This is a genomic window from Microbacterium sp. CSI-V (genome assembly GCF_001984105.1).
Lineage (GTDB): Bacteria > Actinomycetota > Actinomycetes > Actinomycetales > Microbacteriaceae > Microbacterium.
In genome coordinates, this window is the sequence record NZ_MTQM01000007.1 from 165,809 (window position 1) to 182,564 (window position 16,756).

Below are 16,756 nucleotides of genomic sequence, written 5' to 3' on the forward strand. Positions count from 1 at the left end.
GACTACATCCGCTCCGGGGCACTCACGCCGAGCAGCGCCAGGCCGTTGCGCAGCACCTGACCGGTCGCGTCGTTCAGCCACAGGCGGGTGCGGTGCACGGACTCGACCGGGGCATCGCCGAGCGGGATGACACGGCAGTTGTCGTACCAGCGGTGGTACAGGCCCGCGAGCTCCTCGAGGTAGCGCGCGACGCGATGCGGCTCGCGCACCTCGGCCGCGTAGGCCACGATGCGCGGATACTCCTGCAGGGCACCGAGCAGGGCCGACTCCGTCTCGTGCTCGAGCAGCTCGGGCGCGAAATCGGACCGGTCGACGCCCGAGTCCGCCGCGTTGCGGGCCACGTTGTGCGTACGCGCGTGGGCGTACTGCACGTAAAAGACCGGGTTGTCGTTGGTGCGCTTCTGCAGGATCTCGGGGTCGAGAGTGAGCGGCGAGTCGGCGGGGTACCGGGCGAGCGAGTACCGCAGCGCGTCGGTTCCGAGCCACTCCTGCAGGTCGTCGAGCTCGATGATGTTGCCGGCGCGCTTGGAGAGCTTCGCGCCGTTGATCGAGACGAGCTGCCCGATGAGCACCTCGATGTCCTTCTCGGGGTCGTCGCCGGCGGCGCCCGCGAGGGCCTTGAGGCGGTGCACGTACCCGTGGTGGTCGGCGCCGAGGAGGTAGATCTTGTGCGCGTACCCGCGGTCGCCCTTGTTGAGGTAGTAGGCGGCGTCGGCGGCGAAGTAGGTGTACTCGCCGTTCGATCGACGGATGACACGGTCTTTGTCGTCGCCGAAGTCGGTGGTGCGCACCCACACGGCGCCCTCGTCGTCGAAGACGTGCCCCTGTTCGCGCAGGCGGTCGACCGCCTCGTCGACGAGACTCGGCTGGCCGTCGACGCGGGCGTGCAGCGTGCGCTCCGAGAACCACACGTCGAAGTGCACGTTGAAGCGCTCGAGGGAGGCCTGGATCTCGCCGAGCTGGAACCCGTACGCCAGTTCGGTCGCGACCGTGATCTGCTCGGCGCGGTCGAGGTCGCGGATGTCGGGGCGCGCGGCGGCGACCCGCTCGGCCAAAGACGCGATGTACGCGCCGCCGTAGCCGTCCTCGGGGGTGGGATCGCCGTGCAGCGCCGCGACCACCGAGCGCCCGAAGCGCTCCATCTGCGCACCGGCGTCGTTGATGTAGAACTCGCGGACGAGCGTGGCGCCGCTCGCCAGCAGCACGCGCGCGATCGCGTCGCCCAGGGCCGCCCAGCGGGTGTGGCCGATGTGCAACGGGCCGGTGGGGTTCGCGCTGACGAACTCGAGGTTGATCGTGTTGCCGCGCTGGGAGTCGTTCGTTCCGAACGCCGCGCCCTGCTCGACGATGGTCTTCGCGAGGGCACCGGCGGCGGCGGCATCCAGTCGGATGTTGATGAAGCCGGGACCGGCGACCTCGACGCTCGCGATGCCGTCGACGCTCTCGAGGCCCGCGGCGATCTCCGCGGCGAACTCCCGCGGATTCGCCCCGACGACCTTCGACAGCTTCAGGGCCGCGTTGGACGCCCAATCGCCGTGGTCACGGTTCTTGGGCCGCTCCAGGGGCAGATCGGCAGCGGTGATCCCCGCGGACGAACCCTCGCGTCGCGCCTCGGCGAGCGGGGCGATGACGGCGAGCAGGGCGGCGGAGAGGGCTGCGGGATCCATAACCCTGCAATTCTAGGCCGAGGCGCCCGAGGGCCCGACTCAGCCGATCTGCACCAGAGCTTCGTGGTCGTCGGAGGACGCGGCATCCGCGGTATCCCCCTCGTGCACGGCGTCGACGTACATGCGGTCGAGCCCGACGTACCCGCCGTGGTAGCTCAGGAAGGCGCAATCCGCGGCGTCGCGTCCGGTCGCGATGCGGACGAGCGACCGACGGTCCGACAGCCGGGTCGCGTCGATGACGTACCAGGCACCGTCGAGGTACGCCTCGGCGACGGCGTGGAAATCCATGGGCTCGAGGCCGGGCGCGTAACACGCGGCGTAGCGGGCGGGCATGTCCATCGCGCGCAGGAGCGCGATCACGACGTGGGCATAGTCGCGGCAGACGCCCTGGCCGGTCATGAGGGTGGTCACGGCGCTGTCGGTGCCGAGGCTCAGCCCCGGGGTGTACGTCACGCTGGATGCCACGAACGACGAGACCGCGGCGATCAGATCGGCCCCGGCGAGTCCGCGGAACTGCCGACGCGCCTGCGCGAACACCTCGTCGGACTGGCAGTACCGGCTCGGACGCAGGTACGTGATGGTCTCGAGATCGCTCGTGTGCAGCGTCGGAGACGCCCCGGAGACGACCGCCTCGTACCGCACGGTCAGCGGCCCGGGCTCGCCCGCGAGACGGTGCAGACGACTGCCCGACTGGTCGACGATCTCGGTCGGGGTGTACACGCGATCGCCGCTCGAAAAGGTCAATTGCTCGCTGGCGAGCGGAACGCCCTGGGCGGCGGTGATCTGGAAAATGAGGTCGACGGACGCCCCCAGATCGAGGTCGAGTTCAGCGGTCACTCGGCGCGGCACCGGGCAATCCTCGCACGACGGAGGAGGGGTGCGGCGCGCCTCGCTCATCCGTCTTTCTTGCCCGGTCCGCCGGGGGCGGTGGGGGCGTCGCTCTTGCCCTTGCCGCTGTCGCCCTTGCCCGACTTCTCCGCGTCCTTCTCGCCCGGCCCCGCGGGCTCCTTCTTCTCGTCGTCGGTCTCTCCGTCGTCGGAAACCGTGCTCGGCGTCGGCTCGGAGGTCTCCTCCGTCACCGGCTCCGTCGTCTGTTCGGGAGTGGGCTCCGGGCTCGGCGCGAGAGACGCCAGGTCGGCTCGGACGGTCGCGATGCGGGACAGGATCGCCTCCGCCTCGGCCGACGCGATCGTCCCGGCGTCGCGCTGCGCGATGACGTCGGCCTCGAGCTGGTCCAACGTCGCGGACGCGGAGGTGTAGTCCCCAGCCGACGCCTGGCTCGCGAGCGTCTGCACGACACCCTGCCACGCGGTCGGCTCGGCGGCCGGCGGTGTGCAGCCCGCGAGCACGAGACCGACCGCCAGCGCGAGCACGGGAGCCAGGACACAACGCCGGGTCACGGTCCCACTTCCTTCCACAGGTCGTCGACGTGCTGGTCCAGCGGCGCGGGGAGCGACGGCAGCGACGGATCGGATGCCGGGGCCGAGGCGTTCACCCCGATCGCCGCGGCCGCACCGCCGACGGCCAGGACGGCCGCGATCACGGCGACAACGACGACCGTGCGACGACGGCCCCCGCGACGCGGCGGCGCCGCGACCGGGGGGAGGACCCGCGTGCGGGTGAGCTCCTCCGGCGCCGGCCCGTCGATCAGCGCCGTGGCGCCGAGCGGAGTGAGCGGCACCGACTCGCCGGGGAGGGCGCGCAACTCGGCCCCGAGGGCGGCGGCATCCGGTCTCTCGGCCGGGTCGATCGCGGTCATGCGCGACAGGAGGGCGCGCCACGGGGCGGGAACGTCGTCCGGGATGTCCGGCGGAGACACCAGACGCGCCGCGAGAGCCTCGTGCGGGGTGCGCCCTCCGAACGGGCGTCGACCGGTGAGGGCCTCGAGCAGCACGAGCCCCAGGGAGTACACGTCGCTCGCCGGGGCGGCCGGCATCCCTCGCGCCTGCTCGGGGCTGAGGTAGGCGGCGGTTCCGATGACGGTGTCGGCGCGGGTGACCCGCGTGGCGCCGACGAGCGCGGCGATCCCGAAGTCGGCCAGCGTCGCCCGCGTCCGCTCCCCCGTGTGGGCGGGCGGCCGCAGGAGGACGTTCGAGGGCTTCACATCGCGGTGGACGATGCCGCGCGAGTGGACCACCGCCAGGGCTTCCGCGATCTCGCGGCCGTAGCGGGCGGCGTCGGCGGGCGGAACAGGTCCGCGCTCGATGACGTCGGTGAGCGTCGGGCCCGCGATGAGCTCCATCGCGAGGTACGTGGGCGTCGACGACAGACGGGCGTCGTACAGGGTGACCAGTGATGGATGCGACAACGAGGCGAGCAGTCGGATCTCTGACCGCACGCGCGCGGCATCCGCCGGATCGGCGCCGTCGCCGATCATCACCTTCAGCGCGACGGTACGCCCGAGGGACGTGTCGACGGCCTCGTAGACGCGCGCGTATCCTCCCGTTCCCAGCACACGGCCGAGGCGGTAGCGCCCATCGAAGAGGTCGGCGGCGGCCGGATCGGCCGGTTGCGTCGTATCGGTGTCGGTCATAGGGGTCCTCAGGGGTCGTACGCCCCCCGCGGAGAAGTCAGACGAGGTCGTCGTTCGACGACCGGGTGGTCGAACGGGTGACCTGCGCGCCGCCGACGCCCTCGGTGCGCGTCACCGTGTCGGTCTGCCGACGGCGGACGAGGAGCACCAGTCCGATGATGAAGACGACGGCCCCCGCGCCCATCATGATGTAGCCGATCGTCGTGAGGTCGACGTAGTCGTTCGGAAGATCCACGGCGAACGCGAGGATGGCGCCGATGACGATCAGCGCGATTCCGGCTCCGATGCTCATGACAGTCCTTTCGGGAGGGTGAAGTCAGGATGCCAGTCCCCCGCCGATCGGGCGGAAGGTCTTGACAACGGAGAGCGCGGCGGTCGGAGGCCCGACCCGCTGTCACACGGAAGCGTCGTAGTCGGCCCGGTCATGCGAGCCGACTACGACGCAGCCTTGCGGTGTTCTCGAAGCGCGCTAGCGGGCGATGAACGCGAGGATGTCGGAATCGAGTTCGTCCCGGAAGACGCCGTAGATGCCGTGCGGTGCCCCCGGGTAGACCTTCAGGCTCCCCTTCGCGACCAGGTCCACCGACTTCAGCGCCGCAGCGGCGATCGGGACGATCTGGTCGTCATCGCCGTGGGCGATGAAGATCGGCACGTCGAGCGCCCGGAGATCGTCGGTGAAGTCGGTCTCGGAGAACGCCGCGATGCAGTCGTAGGCGGCCGCGAGGTTCACGAGCATGCCCTGACGCCAGAAGTCGTCCTTGGCGCCCTGCGATACGGAGGAACCCTCGCGGTTCGCGCCGAAGAAGGGCTCGGTGAGGTCCTTGTAGAACTGCGAGGCGTCCTCGAGAACCCCGGCACGGATGCCGTCGAAGACCTCCCGCGGTAGACCACCCGGGTTGTTCTCGCTCTGGATCATCACCGGCGGCACGGCCCCGATCGTGATGACCTTCGCGACGCGGCCGACGCCGTGTCGGGCGGCGTAGCGCACGACCTCTCCGCCGCCCGTGGAGTGGCCGATCACCACGAGGTTCGTGAGATCGAGGTGGTCGACGAGTTGCGCGAGGTCATGGGCGTACGTGTCCATGTCGTTGCCGGTGAACGTCTTCGCAGACCGCCCGTGGCCCCGACGATCGTGAGCGATCGCGCGGTAGCCGGCGTCGGCGAGGAGCTTGACCTCGACCTGCCACGCGTCGGAGCTGAGCGGCCACCCGTGGCTGAGCACGACGGGCTGACCCTCCCCCTGGTCCGTGTAGTAGAGCTCGGTTCCGTCAGCGGTGGTGAAGTAGGGCATCGTGATCTCCTGGGTGTCTATCTGCGGGGTGTGGGAGGGAACGGAAGGGTCGTCGAACCGATCACGGCAGGTCCGCGAGCGCCTCGACGATCAGGTCTGCCACCGCACCGGGGTGCGACACCATCACCGAGTGGGAAGCGCCGTCGATCTCGACGGTCTTGCGCGATCCGCCCCGGTCCGCCATGAAGCGAAGCCCCTCGACCGGGATGTTCTTGTCGCCCGTGCCGAAGATGAACCAGGAGGGAAGGGTCTTCCACGCGGGGACCGCCGCCGGCTGGGGCTCGCTCAGCGCGAAATCACGGATCGCGCGTTGCGTGGCCGCGGCGAGCCTGGCGTCTTCGGCATCCACGTCTCCGGCGAACTGGTTCGGGAAGAGCTCCCGGTCGACGATCAGGTCGTTGGTCCCGTCGCCGAGGGGGTAAGAGCGGACGGTGTCGCCGAGCGTGCTGCCCGGAAATCGACCGGTCAGTCCGAGGGAGGTCTCGCCGTGTTCCGGCGCGAACGCCGCGACGTAGACGAGCCCCTTCACGACATCGCTGTCGACGGCCGCCTCCGAGATGACGGCGCCGCCGTACGAGTGGCCGACGAGGAGCACGGGCCCGCCGACGGAATCGACGGCGCGTCGGACGTTGTCGGCGTCGGTCGTGACGCTGCGCAGGGGGTTGGGGGTGGCGATCGCGGTCACGCCTTTCTGGTGCAGGGCCGCGATGACGCCGTTCCAGCTGGCGGACTCGGCGAAGGCGCCGTGGACGAGGACGACGGTGGTGTGAGTCATGTTCGTGCTTCTTTCTGTTTCGGGTGGGGGCGGAACGGGTGGGGTCAGGCGAACTCGACGACGAGTTCGACCTCGACGGGCGAGTTGAGGGGCAGAACGGCGACGCCCACGGCGCTTCGGGCGTGGACGCCCGCCGGTCCGAAGATCGCGCCGATGAGCTCGGAGGCGCCGTTGAGCACGGCGGGTTGGCCGAAGAACTCCGGATCGGAGGCGACGTATCCGACCACCTTGACCACGCGCGTGACGCGGTCCAGAGAGCCGATGACGGCCGCGACGGCCGCGAGCGCGTTGATCGCGGCGGTGCGGGCACACTCCTGAGCGTGTTCGAGGGTGATGTCGGCACCGACCTTGCCCGACCCGGTCAGTGCTCCGTCGATGAGCGGAAGCTGGCCGGCCGTGTGGACGAGGCTCCCCGTGGCGACCGCGGGAACGTAGATTCCCGCGGGGGCGGCGGCGCGATCCGGGATGGCCACGCCGAGTTCGGCGAGACGGTCGTCGATGAGGGACATGCGGTGGTCCTTTCGGTGGAAACGGGTGGGGAGCGGGAGTCGTGGAGATGGTCGGGACGCAGTGGCCGTCGGCCGGATCAGCGCGCGATGGCCAGGAGGATGCTTTGCACGACGGCTTCCGGCTCGGACACGGAGATGGCATGCGACGCCCCCTCGACGCGCGTGGTGCCACGCGAACGCGCTCGTTCCGCGCAGAAGGCGAGCGTGGCATCCGGGATGTTCCGGTCTTCGGTGCCGTACACGAACCACGACGGGATGCCGCGCCAACCCGGCGTGGTCGCCCGGAGTCCCTCGTTCACGGCCCGGCTGGAGATCGCTCGTTGCGTGGCAGCCATGATCGCCGCGGTCGAGTCGTTCACATCCGCACAGAACTGTCGCCGGAAGTGGTCGGGGCGAATGGTGAGATCGAGCTCGCCCGAACTGAGCGGGGTGCCGACCACGCTCTCGCAGAGCGTGCTGCCGGGGTGAAGGGTCGTGAGCTGCGCCGGGGACTCGCCCGTGTCCGGCGCGAAGGCCGAGACGTAGACGAGCGCCTCCACGTTGCTGACGAGTGCCGCGGCCTGGGTGTTGACGAATCCGCCGTACGAGTGGCCGACCAGAACCACAGGGCCGTCGATGCCGCGCACCACGTCGGCGATGTACTGCGCGTCGTCGGACACGCTGCGCAACGGGTTGGAGGCCGCGCACGCCCGAACTCCGTTCCGGTTCAGTCGCTCGACCACGCCGGTCCAACTGGAGTTGTCGGCGAATGCCCCGTGGACCAAGACCGCAGTGGTGTTGCTGAACGGTGACATGATCGCTTCTTCCTCTCGATCCGTGGAGGTGTGGGGACGGTGCGTCCATGAAGCGATCGTCATCCAGGCCATCGACTGACGGCATGAGTCGATCGACTCGTCCGAGTCATCGACGGGACACCGGCGCCCCGCGTGCTCAGCGGGAACCCGCGCGTCACACCGGATCGAGTCCTGACCCGGGGGGATCGCCGGTGATCGGGAATCTTCGTATGCTGGGGGCCCCGAACCCCAACGCGCCTGGAGGACGAGATGCCGGTGCCGTCGGCCCTCATCCTGCGACATGTCGAGGACCTGTACGGCGACCTCGAGGTGCCAGCGGAGGTCATCGCGCGCCTGTCGCGTCACGATCGCTGGCCCGACGTCCTCCCCAAACTCGGCGACCTCCCACCGGAGGGCCGCGACATCGTCACCGGCTTCCGTGCCCTGACTCCCGCCCTTCGCGGTCAGCTGCTCGCCCTCGCGCTGCAACGCGATGCGGGCGTTCTCGCTCTGGACCCCGCGACGGCAACCGCCAGCGGCTTCGTGGACGTCGAGCGGGGTGGGCTCATCACCTGGAATTCCGACGTGCACCGCCTCTCCGTCCTGGCCGGCGCCGAACGCGAGGACCATCTGCTCGCCGCGGAGGCGTGTTCGACGAGCCCGTCAGGTCGACACGGTGGCGCACTGCACCTGCTGCTGGCCGGGGAGCCGGTGGAGAGCACGGAGCTCGGCGCTGCGGCGGAGTTCTTCGTGGCCTCGGACCGCCCGTCGTGGGCCATGGCCTGTCTGGTTCGCGCGGGCGAGGCCGCCCCCACTCCCGACTACGCGGCGATGTACGCTTCGACCGCTGCCAATGTCGCCGCCTTCGAGGGGGACTTCACCGAGGCGGAGCGAGTCCTGCAGTACTTCACGCTCAGCGACACGAGAGTTCTCATTCGTGAGAGCGCCCCGACCAGAGCGCTCCGACAGGCCATCGTGGACAACAACACCGGGGCCGCACGCGCCACCATCGCGGCGCGCCTGGAGCAGCGGGATCTGACGCCGACCGCGGTGGGCGAAGCGCTCTCGGTGTATGCGCTCGCGAACATGATCGACGGCGACCCGACCGCGTGGGGCGATTTCCTCGGCGCGTGCTCGGCCGCGACGGTGGACCTGCACCCGTCGATCGCCGCGATCACCGCAACGATCGGAGCCCCGAACGCCGTCCTCGAAGCGCACTTGGACCCCGCACCCGGCGACGACAAGCGCGGGTGGGTGCAACTCGCCGGTTGCGTGGCGTCGGTCGTGCTCGCCTATCGCGATATGCGGCTGGCATCCATCTCATCGTCGGCCGAACTCGCGAGGCGCTCAGGCAACCGACTGATCCGGACCGTAGCGGCGACGTGGCTGTCCGTGATGCTCGCTCACAACCAGCACTGGGAGATGCTCGAATCGGTCACCGCCCTTGCGATCGAGACCACGCGGATCGTTCCGGCGCCCCTCATGCGACTCAACGCGGAGGCGTTGATCGCTTTGAGGGACGCTTTCCGAGGCGAGACCGAGAGCGCCCGCGTCCGGCTGGACCGCGTTCGGGCGGACCCGGTTCTGCGTCGGGCCTACCGGCTCCGGCTGGTGCTGGATTCCGTCGAAGTACTCATCGAGGGACCCCAGGGGAACTACGAGCATGCTCTGGCGCTCCTGTCCACGCGCGAACCGGACATCCTCGATCTCACCGTCGGCCCGTGCGGTCCGGTGGAACTGTTCGACTTCGTCGACTACGCGATTCTGCTGGGCCAGATCGAGGATGCCGCGGCGCGGGTGGAGCTCACGCGGGAGATCCTGCCCCCGTACGGATCCGAGCGCGCCGCCTTCGTCCTCTCGGCGTGCGATGCCGCCATCGCGGTCCGGACGTCTCTCGCGCCCGCCGAGGCGTTGCTCGCTCGTTCGCAGGCCGTCCCGTTCGTCTACGAAGCGGCTCGACTCCGGCTCGTCTATGCCGAGCGTCTGCGCCGGCTCGGGCGAACCGCCGAAGCGCGGCGCCACCTCCACCGTGTCGAAATCGATCTGAAGAGCGTCGACGCCGGCGCGTGGTTGGAGAGGGTGCGTCGGGAGCTTCGCGCCTGTCAGCGCGACGTGGTGGTGCGCGTCGCCGAGCTCACCGAGCAAGAGGCTCGGATCGCGGAGCTCGCCGCCGGTGGGCTGTCCAACAAGGAGATCGGGCACCAGCTCTATCTCTCGCCGCGTACCGTCGGCGGGCATCTCTACAAGGTCTTCCCCAAGCTGGGGATCACCACGCGGGCGCAACTACGGGACGCCCTCGCTGCCCACGCCGCGGGGAACGACGCGCAACCGTAGGTCTCGGATCGTCCCCGAAAACGACGAAGGACCGCGTGCCGTGCAGACCCGCGATCCTTCATCTGTATTGGTGCCCCCGACAGGAATCGAACCTGCGACCTTTGGTACCGGAAACCACGCAGATGTTCTTTCCTGACTTGCGATGGGTCACATCTGGACTGTAGCCTACCACTGTGAGCCACTACGGCCCACTGCGGGCAATCGAAATGGTTGCACCAGATGGTTGCACTCCAGAAGGGACCAAGCGGTGGCATACGTCGAACGCGCGAGAAGAAGAGAAGCGGTCAATGGAGCCCGCGCCCCCTTCTTCATCACCCTCTGACCACCGCCCCAGGAGTCTCCGCATGCCCGAGATTTTCAAGGACAGCCGCGGGTACTGGGCGGTCGCCATCGAGCTTCCCGCTGGGCCCGATGGGGGACGACGTCGCAAGTACATCCGGCGGAGGTCGAAGACGGACCTCGTAGAGGAACGTGATCGAGTGCTCGCCGCCCTGGATCGGAAAGGCGACCTGCGTACCTCGTCCCCATCTGTCGAGGCATGGGCGGACTACTGGATGACGGAGATCGTCGCGAAGACCCGCCGACCGAAGACCGTCGCCTCCTACCGATCCGTCATCGAGAACCACATCGTCCCCGTGATCGGGGGAACGAGGCTCGACAAGCTGAATGCGGCCGCGGTCCGGAAGGTACTCGCCCGGATGGAATCGGCCGGGCTGTCATCCACGTACCGCCGGAACGCCCATGGCGTCATGGCGGCGATGTTCGCCGACGCGGAGCGTGAGGAGAAGATCGACCGGAACCCCGTCGACCTCGTCCTCCGCCCCAGGAAGGCGGTAGCCGACCTCGAGGTGCTGTCCGTCGAGGAGGCGCAGCGTCTGCTCGAGGCGTTCAGCGCGTCACCCGACGCGTACATGTGGGCGACGTTCATCCTCACCGGCGCCCGCCGCGGCGAGGTCATCGGCCTCGAATGGGACCGCATCGGGGAAGACATCGACCTGTCCTGGCAGTTGCAGCGTCTGGAGTACGCGCACGGATGCCGCGGGCGGTGTGGACTTCCGCGGCCGTCTGAGTGCCCGAAGCGGCGGTTCATCGTGCCCGAGGGGTTCGAGCACCGCCACCTGCAGGGTGGCCTGCACCTGACCCGACCGAAGTCCCGCGCAGGGTGGCGCATCATCCCCCTCGTCGATCCGCTCCGGTCGATCCTCAACACGGCCCGGGAGGCCGCGACGGAGAACCCGTGGGGTCTCGCGTTCGTATCCGCGCGGGCCGGTGTGCCGGCCCCCATCGACCCGGATGAAGCGACGACACGGTGGAACGCGACCAGGGACGCCGCCGGCATCGAACGGCCAGTCCGGCTCCACGACCTTCGGCATACCACGGTCGACCTTCTCGATGCGGCCGGGGTGGACATGGACACGATCATGGACATCGTCGGTCACTCGACGCGGGCGATGTCTCGGGAGTACCGGTCGAAGGCGAACCGGGAGCGCATGCGTCAGGCTCTCCTCGCTATGTCCGGAAGCCTGGGCTACGACGCCTACTGAAAGAGAGGATTTGAGAGATGGGGGCATCATCCCGTGGCCGTACCGCAAAGACTCGCGGCGTCAACGATCACCTTCTCAAGAGTGATTCGCGCACGAAGCACGGTAACGCCGGTTCTGCGGGGACGCGAGTTTCAGCACCTACGCCGGAGGCGATGCGCAGCTATTTGGAAGCTCTGCTCTGCCCTTTCTGCGGATTGGGGCCGTACAAGATGCCTCTTGGTCACATCTCGCTGACGCACGGCCTTTCGGGTCCTGAGGTGAGAGAGATGGCTGGCCTTTCCCTCAAGGCCACGTTGACGGATGCCGAGTCCCACGCGAAGCGATCCGAGTGGTCTCGCGCGCAGGACTCCCCAGAGAAAGCCCGCGCACGTGCCCGGGCTGCCGTCGAGCGGCGGGCCGCGCATGGCCGCCGCCAGACGACTGCACTCAAGAAGGCTTCGACTGCTAGCCGGAATCTGGCCCGCGCCGCTCAAAGCGCACGTGCCAACGAGCTGAAGGCCGAGGTGAGGGAATTCTGGGAGGGAAGTTCGCAGACATGGTCCGCGATAGCGGAACTCGCGGAGAAGTTCGGGTTGACCCGCAAGTCTGCCCGGAGCTATGTCACCGGCCTGGGGTATGCCGTGGAGGACGGTCGGACGAATACCGACCTGAAGCGTAAGCCGAACGAGGAGAAGCGCTCCTGTGAAGTAGCCGGTTGCGAACGAGTCCATACGGCTCTTGGCCTTTGTCGATACCACTGGCAGCAGAAGCGCATCCAAGAGGGCAAGGTGCCGACATGCTCGGCAGAACTCTGCGCCCGCCCGATCGTTGCCAGGGGTCTATGCTCTCGCCACTATGACCAGCAACGTGCTGCGAGCAGGCCTATGAAGCCGGACGATCGTCCCTGACTAATCGTGAATGCGTCACCCTCCGGCAGAGAATCGGGTCGAGCTGCACACCTTCGAGCGAACCCGCGGCGTGGTTGAGCAGCTGGTAGTACCGGGCCGGTGCTAGTCCGAGCTCGTCGACGATCAGCATCTCTTTGTGGGACGTGTGTCTGGGGTGCTGGTTCTCGAAGGCGAACAGTTCGGGGACGGTGGGCATATGGATAGTGTTCGCCGGGGTTCCGACATCCGGCCTGCCGTCCCCGACCGGTGGCGGATAGGGTGCTGGTCATGAGCGACACGACGCCCTTCCTCACCTACATCGTCGGGTACCTGATCGGTGGGGGCATCTTCTTCGCGGTCCTGTTCTTCGTGGTGAGGTCGGCGGTCACGGAGGGGTTGAAGTACTACGTGTACTGGCGTGAGCGCACCGGCCGTGACACCCCGCCCTCGGACGGTCGCTGATCCCCAGCCTGGCGTGACTCTCCCGCCTCCGATCGCGTGCCCACGGTGCGGGACGGTGATCGCCGCGACGTGGTGCCACGTCTGCCGGGTCCACGTGATAACCCACCAGCGGCGGTGTGCGCCTCACTGACGCACGAAACGCCCCTCCCAGCACACGCAGTGCGGGAGGGGCAGTGATCGTGCCGGAGGGGGCGTCTACGGTTCGGGTTCATGGGTTCGACGAAGGTCACGGACGAGAAGCTCGAGCGGACGCTCACGCGGGTGGCGCCGTGCACACTGCCGCAGCAGGCGTTCGGACCTACCCCGGTCGAGTGGTTCACCGTGCCGCGGCCGGTGTGGGTGTGGGTGCAGTGGCGTGACCGGCCCGCGGAACGAGTCCCGGGTGTCGCGCGTGGTGCGAATGACAGGGTCGTGATTGTCGCGGTTGATGTGAACGGATACCACTGGGAACCGGTCGTGTGGCGCAACGCGGTGACCGTGCGCGAGTAGGAACGACGAAAACGCCCCCAGCATCCCCGTCATGGGGACGCCAGGGGCGTTTCGTTCAGATGGTCGAGAGTATCCATCCCAGCAGGTGTACGGCACCGCTGACCGATAGAGCTGTGACGCAGCCCACACCCAGCCAGTAGTCCAGCGCCGGCACCTCGTACGTCCTTCTCAGCAGACGTCTCATCAGACGGTGTTCTCGACGTCGTAGACCGAGAGGTCTTCCAACTCGACCGGTTCCGGGACAGCACCGGTCAGGCTCTTGGCTTCGTACTCCGCAGGAGCGACCTCGTAGACAGGATCTTCGCCGCCGAGCTGGTACGTGTCCGAGTGGATCGGAACGGTCGCCCCGTCGCCGTGACGCAGCTCCCAGTCGATGACGTACTCCCCGGCACCGTCGCTGTTCATGAGGGCACCGTAGGCGCCGACATCCCACTCGTTGCCGTAGTCGACCGTGACGACCGTCTCGAAGCCGTTCGGTCCGGTCACCACGCCGATGATGTCCCACCCGTCCGGGCGCTCGTCACCCTCGACCGTCCAGGACGCCATGACGCGCACATTCGGTCGGTCGAAGTCGGGCGCGTTCAGGCGCTCGATCTCGTACGTCGCCTGGAAGCCCTTGACGACTTCCTCCGCGGTGATGCTCATGCTCATGCTCCTATCAGGCGCTCGGGGTGAACGAGAGGGTCTTGAGCGATTCGCCGCGGGCCACAGCCGACGACACCAGCAGGATGCCGTGCTTCGTGACCGACGTGTGTTCCGCGATCGTCTGAGCGCCACCGAACAGGCTGGCCCCGTTGACGCGCACGTCGACGCTGCTGCCCAGCGGAACGACCTGGATCACGTCGTTCGCCGCGAGGGTGACGGACGGTGTGTACGCCACCTCGGACAGCGTCGTCGACACACGCTTCGACAGGCGAACCGTGCTGACCGTGGACGACCGGCGGAAGTCCACCGCGACGAAGTTGTTCGCATCGGTCACCCGCAGCACCAGGCTGAGCCAGAACTCCGACGGGTTACCCACCGTGGCCTCGAACAAGCCGTTCGAGCCGTCACCTTCACGCACCCACACGGTGCGAGGCGAGTTGCCGCCGGTGCCGTACGTGAGCACGCCACCGGACACGACCGCCGGGATCGCCGTCCCGGAGGAAACGATCGACGCCCACGGCGAGGGCAGGGCACCGTCCGCCATCGAAGCGAATTTGTACGAGAACCCGGGGACAGCGACCGGGACGGGGATCGTGAGGGTGGATGCCGACGCACCCGCCGTGCCGTCCCACGCACAGTTCGCCTGAGACCCGTCGATGTACGACCAGAGCTGACCGCCGCGCGTCGCGTTTGCCTTCGTCGCACGGAGCACGTCTCCCGCACCCCATGCCGACGTCCCCGACGCGCCGATCACCGCGGAACCCATGACCGTCTGACCGGCCGGGACCTGCACGGTGAACGACAGGCGCTGCACCGAACCCGTCGCACGGGAGATCGGGCCGGCGACCCACACTGCGGAACCACCGGTTCCGAAGCGTGCCGCGGGCTGGATCGACTTGCCTTGCGGGCCGATCGCGTAGATCGAGACGGTCCAGTTCTGCCCCGCCGTCACCGCGACGCCCGTGGACACGATGCGGGGGCTGCTGCCCGTCGCCGTGGCCGCAGCGTGCGGACCAAGATCCACACTGTCGACACCCGTGAACGACGCCGCGTACGCCAGCGTCGACGACGTCGGAACCCAGTTCGTCAGCGACGAATCCGGCACCGGGCGGGTCAACGGCATGTTCACCGTCGTCGGGTTGCCGGTGATCGCGATGCCCGTCTGGTCCGTGATCGTGTGCTCCTTGAGGAACGCACCACCGGACGAACCGTGCACGTCCAGCGTCATCGTCGGCGACTCGGTCTCCGCCGACCCGCGCAGCGCGAGCGCCCACCCCGTGTTGCCGAACACACGGCCCGTGATCTTGGGGCGCGTCAACGGCGAGTAGAACGACAGGCCGTCGCCGGCGTTGTCGTGGATGAGCGCGTCACGGATCTCGAGGCCGACGATCGGGTTCGTCGTGGATCCGAGGATGCCGGCGCCGCCATTCTCGTGAATGTGGGGGCCGCGGAACCGGATGTGGCGGCCAGGCCACGCGTTCGTGGTCGACCGGAACTCGACGCCCGGGCCCGTGTTGTCGTAGAGCTCGACGCCGTCGAACAGGTACGTGCCCTCGGCGTTGCCTTCGAGCGCGACACCCACCTTGTTGCCGTACGCGGTGAGGCCCTTCACCTGCCCGTCGATGCCGCCCTGCTCGGACGCGTTCGAGATACCCACCCGGTAGCCCGCGTACGTGTTGTACCGGGCGACAACACCGGTCGCCTGCGTGCCGCGGGTGCCGGTGTCGTTCATGCCGATCGCGTTGTTCTCGAGGAGCACGTTCGACACGAACAGGCCGGCGGCCTTGTACTGCGCTTCGGGCTGCCCAAGCTGCTCGCCGAAGATCCCCGATGCCCCGTTGTTCCGGGCGATGGAGTTGATGATGTAGATCGCTTCGGACCGCTTCTGCCCGAAGCCGATACCGAACCCGGAACCGGACCCGAAGCGGGTCTCCGGGTCGGGCTGGAACGTGGCCCGCGCGCGACCGCACGAGTCCGCGATGCACTCGATGAACCACACGTTGTCGGAGTAGTCGATGCCGAACCCGGTCGCGTGGGTGTTGAACACCTTCACGCGACGGAAGTACGTGTCACGGAAGTTGTGCATGATGAAGCCCTTGAGGCCCGCCACGTACGACGATCCGATCGGCTGCGCGGTCCCGTCGATCGTGAAGTCCTCGAAGAACATGTCCGACCACTGGAAGTCCGGGTCGCCCACGTTGAACTGGTTCATGCCCAGCCACGAGTTCGACGCGGACGTGAGGAACCGGGTGCGCCCCATGCCCTCACCGCGGACACCGAACTTGCCACCTGTGGGCGGTGTCAGACGCGCCGAGAACGCGTAGCGCCCAGCCGGCGCGAACGCCGTGTACACGCGTCCGTCGGAGGCGTACATCGTCGCGAGGTCGGTGAGCACCTGATCGAAAAGGGGCTTGGCGTCGCCGTTCTCACGGTTGGGGAGGCTGCTTGAGCTCACCCACTCGAGCAGGTTCACGGATCCGGTCGCCCGTGACGTTGCCGCAGGTGCCGCCGCGGCCGCGAGGAACTTCGCGTCAGCACCGGGCTTGCTGTAGATGCTCGTAGCCATCGGGGTCAACCTCCGAGGGTCAGGGTGCCGTCACCGTTGTCGATGAAGGCACCAGGGTTGAGGGTGAGCGTGCCGTCACCGTTGTCCACGAATCCGCCGCCGGCGCCCGCGGCGACGATCGCGCGCGTGACAGCCGCTCCGACTGGCGTGTCGGGGTTGTCCGCGTCAGCGGCCACCTCGGCGTACTGCTGGCCGAGGGTGTCGAGCTTGTCGGCGGTGACGGCCTTGGACGGGTCGCCATCGCGCCACTGCGGTGGAGTGAACGGCATGGACGCCTCCTACGCGGGGTGATGCCGACAGGG

17 protein-coding genes are annotated in these 16,756 nt (G+C 68.4%); 4 read left to right on the top strand and 13 right to left on the bottom strand.

Going from position 1 to position 16,756, the window contains the following annotated elements:
• Window positions 1–2 precede the first annotated feature (2 nt).
• The 9 genes from CSIV_RS04795 to CSIV_RS04835 all read right to left on the bottom strand — a co-directional run bounded on the left by CSIV_RS04795 (window position 3) and on the right by CSIV_RS04835 (window position 7,569).
• A complete protein-coding gene (locus CSIV_RS04795; RefSeq protein ID WP_077050271.1) occupies window positions 3–1,667 on the bottom strand; it encodes an arginine--tRNA ligase in 1,665 nt (554 codons plus the stop codon).
• 39 nt (window positions 1,668–1,706) lie between these two features.
• The gene (locus CSIV_RS04800; RefSeq protein WP_077050272.1) at window positions 1,707–2,516 is read right to left on the bottom strand and encodes a transglutaminase-like domain-containing protein; all 810 of its coding nucleotides are present in this window, start codon (window positions 2,514–2,516) and stop codon (window positions 1,707–1,709) included.
• 44 nt (window positions 2,517–2,560) lie between these two features.
• Complete coding sequence (locus CSIV_RS04805) at window positions 2,561–3,067, bottom strand: hypothetical protein (protein ID WP_077050273.1); 507 nt, start codon at window positions 3,065–3,067, stop codon at window positions 2,561–2,563.
• Entirely contained in the window at window positions 3,064–4,200 is a 1,137-nt protein-coding gene (locus tag CSIV_RS04810) for a serine/threonine-protein kinase (protein ID WP_077050274.1), read from the bottom strand. Before CSIV_RS04810 ends, CSIV_RS04805 begins: the two co-directional genes overlap by 4 nt.
• 37 nt (window positions 4,201–4,237) lie before the next feature.
• The gene (locus tag CSIV_RS04815; protein WP_077050275.1) at window positions 4,238–4,492 is read right to left on the bottom strand and encodes a DUF6458 family protein; all 255 of its coding nucleotides are present in this window, start codon (window positions 4,490–4,492) and stop codon (window positions 4,238–4,240) included.
• A gap of 177 nt (window positions 4,493–4,669) precedes the next feature.
• Window positions 4,670–5,491 (bottom strand): alpha/beta fold hydrolase, encoded by an 822-nt coding sequence (locus CSIV_RS04820; protein WP_077050276.1) that lies wholly within the window; start codon window positions 5,489–5,491, stop codon window positions 4,670–4,672.
• Window positions 5,492–5,552: 61 nt separating this feature from the next.
• A complete protein-coding gene (locus CSIV_RS04825; protein ID WP_077050277.1) occupies window positions 5,553–6,266 on the bottom strand; it encodes an alpha/beta fold hydrolase in 714 nt (237 codons plus the stop codon).
• Window positions 6,267–6,310: 44 nt separating this feature from the next.
• The gene (locus CSIV_RS04830; RefSeq protein WP_077050278.1) at window positions 6,311–6,775 is read right to left on the bottom strand and encodes a RidA family protein; all 465 of its coding nucleotides are present in this window, start codon (window positions 6,773–6,775) and stop codon (window positions 6,311–6,313) included.
• 77 nt (window positions 6,776–6,852) lie between these two features.
• Window positions 6,853–7,569: an alpha/beta fold hydrolase gene (locus CSIV_RS04835; protein WP_083735026.1), complete on the bottom strand. Its 717-nt coding sequence runs from the start codon at window positions 7,567–7,569 to the stop codon at window positions 6,853–6,855.
• Between the two features lie 255 nt (window positions 7,570–7,824).
• On the opposite strand from CSIV_RS04835, the gene CSIV_RS04840 reads away from it, so the two are divergent.
• Together CSIV_RS04840 and CSIV_RS04845 are read left to right on the top strand one after the other, a co-directional pair.
• Window positions 7,825–9,882 carry a helix-turn-helix transcriptional regulator gene (locus CSIV_RS04840; protein WP_175627554.1) on the top strand — a complete coding sequence of 686 codons (2,058 nt, stop codon included), beginning with the start codon at window positions 7,825–7,827 and terminating at the stop codon, window positions 9,880–9,882.
• A 344-nt stretch (window positions 9,883–10,226) separates the two neighbouring features.
• The gene (locus tag CSIV_RS04845; protein WP_274519540.1) at window positions 10,227–11,426 is read left to right on the top strand and encodes a tyrosine-type recombinase/integrase; all 1,200 of its coding nucleotides are present in this window, start codon (window positions 10,227–10,229) and stop codon (window positions 11,424–11,426) included.
• 861 nt (window positions 11,427–12,287) lie between these two features.
• Here CSIV_RS04845 and CSIV_RS04850 read toward each other — a convergent pair.
• Entirely contained in the window at window positions 12,288–12,509 is a 222-nt protein-coding gene (locus CSIV_RS04850) for a DUF3263 domain-containing protein (RefSeq protein WP_077050282.1), read from the bottom strand.
• A gap of 71 nt (window positions 12,510–12,580) precedes the next feature.
• Here CSIV_RS04850 and CSIV_RS18240 point away from each other — a divergent pair, with 71 nt between their 5' ends.
• Window positions 12,581–12,754, top strand: coding sequence for a hypothetical protein (locus tag CSIV_RS18240; protein ID WP_175627556.1), 174 nt, complete (start codon window positions 12,581–12,583; stop codon window positions 12,752–12,754).
• Between the two features lie 210 nt (window positions 12,755–12,964).
• A complete protein-coding gene (locus CSIV_RS04860; protein ID WP_077050284.1) occupies window positions 12,965–13,243 on the top strand; it encodes a hypothetical protein in 279 nt (92 codons plus the stop codon).
• 183 nt (window positions 13,244–13,426) lie between these two features.
• On the opposite strand, the gene CSIV_RS04865 is transcribed toward CSIV_RS04860, so the two are convergent.
• From CSIV_RS04865 to CSIV_RS04875, 3 genes are read right to left on the bottom strand one after another with little or no spacing between them, the layout of a single operon-like run.
• Complete coding sequence (locus CSIV_RS04865; protein WP_077050285.1) at window positions 13,427–13,888, bottom strand: hypothetical protein; 462 nt, start codon at window positions 13,886–13,888, stop codon at window positions 13,427–13,429.
• Between the two features lie 13 nt (window positions 13,889–13,901).
• Window positions 13,902–16,454, bottom strand: a complete 2,553-nt coding sequence (locus CSIV_RS04870) for a right-handed parallel beta-helix repeat-containing protein (RefSeq protein ID WP_077050286.1) — start codon at window positions 16,452–16,454, stop codon at window positions 13,902–13,904.
• A 5-nt stretch (window positions 16,455–16,459) separates the two neighbouring features.
• The gene (locus CSIV_RS04875) at window positions 16,460–16,723 is read right to left on the bottom strand and encodes a hypothetical protein (protein ID WP_077050287.1); all 264 of its coding nucleotides are present in this window, start codon (window positions 16,721–16,723) and stop codon (window positions 16,460–16,462) included.
• Window positions 16,724–16,756 lie beyond the last annotated feature (33 nt).

Coding starts and splice junctions, on each gene's coding strand:
- CSIV_RS04795 (WP_077050271.1), bottom strand. CDS start 1,667: ATGGATCCCGCAGCCCTCTCCGCCGCCCTGCTCGCCGTCATCGCCCCG.
- CSIV_RS04810 (WP_077050274.1), bottom strand. CDS start 4,200: ATGACCGACACCGATACGACGCAACCGGCCGATCCGGCCGCCGCCGAC.
- CSIV_RS04815 (WP_077050275.1), bottom strand. CDS start 4,492: ATGAGCATCGGAGCCGGAATCGCGCTGATCGTCATCGGCGCCATCCTC.
- CSIV_RS04820 (WP_077050276.1), bottom strand. CDS start 5,491: ATGCCCTACTTCACCACCGCTGACGGAACCGAGCTCTACTACACGGAC.
- CSIV_RS04825 (WP_077050277.1), bottom strand. CDS start 6,266: ATGACTCACACCACCGTCGTCCTCGTCCACGGCGCCTTCGCCGAGTCC.
- CSIV_RS04830 (WP_077050278.1), bottom strand. CDS start 6,775: ATGTCCCTCATCGACGACCGTCTCGCCGAACTCGGCGTGGCCATCCCG.
- CSIV_RS04835 (WP_083735026.1), bottom strand. CDS start 7,569: ATGTCACCGTTCAGCAACACCACTGCGGTCTTGGTCCACGGGGCATTC.
- CSIV_RS04845 (WP_274519540.1), top strand. CDS start 10,227: ATGCCCGAGATTTTCAAGGACAGCCGCGGGTACTGGGCGGTCGCCATC.
- CSIV_RS04850 (WP_077050282.1), bottom strand. CDS start 12,509: ATGCCCACCGTCCCCGAACTGTTCGCCTTCGAGAACCAGCACCCCAGA.
- CSIV_RS18240 (WP_175627556.1), top strand. CDS start 12,581: ATGAGCGACACGACGCCCTTCCTCACCTACATCGTCGGGTACCTGATC.
- CSIV_RS04860 (WP_077050284.1), top strand. CDS start 12,965: ATGGGTTCGACGAAGGTCACGGACGAGAAGCTCGAGCGGACGCTCACG.
- CSIV_RS04865 (WP_077050285.1), bottom strand. CDS start 13,888: ATGAGCATCACCGCGGAGGAAGTCGTCAAGGGCTTCCAGGCGACGTAC.
- CSIV_RS04870 (WP_077050286.1), bottom strand. CDS start 16,454: ATGGCTACGAGCATCTACAGCAAGCCCGGTGCTGACGCGAAGTTCCTC.
- CSIV_RS04875 (WP_077050287.1), bottom strand. CDS start 16,723: ATGCCGTTCACTCCACCGCAGTGGCGCGATGGCGACCCGTCCAAGGCC.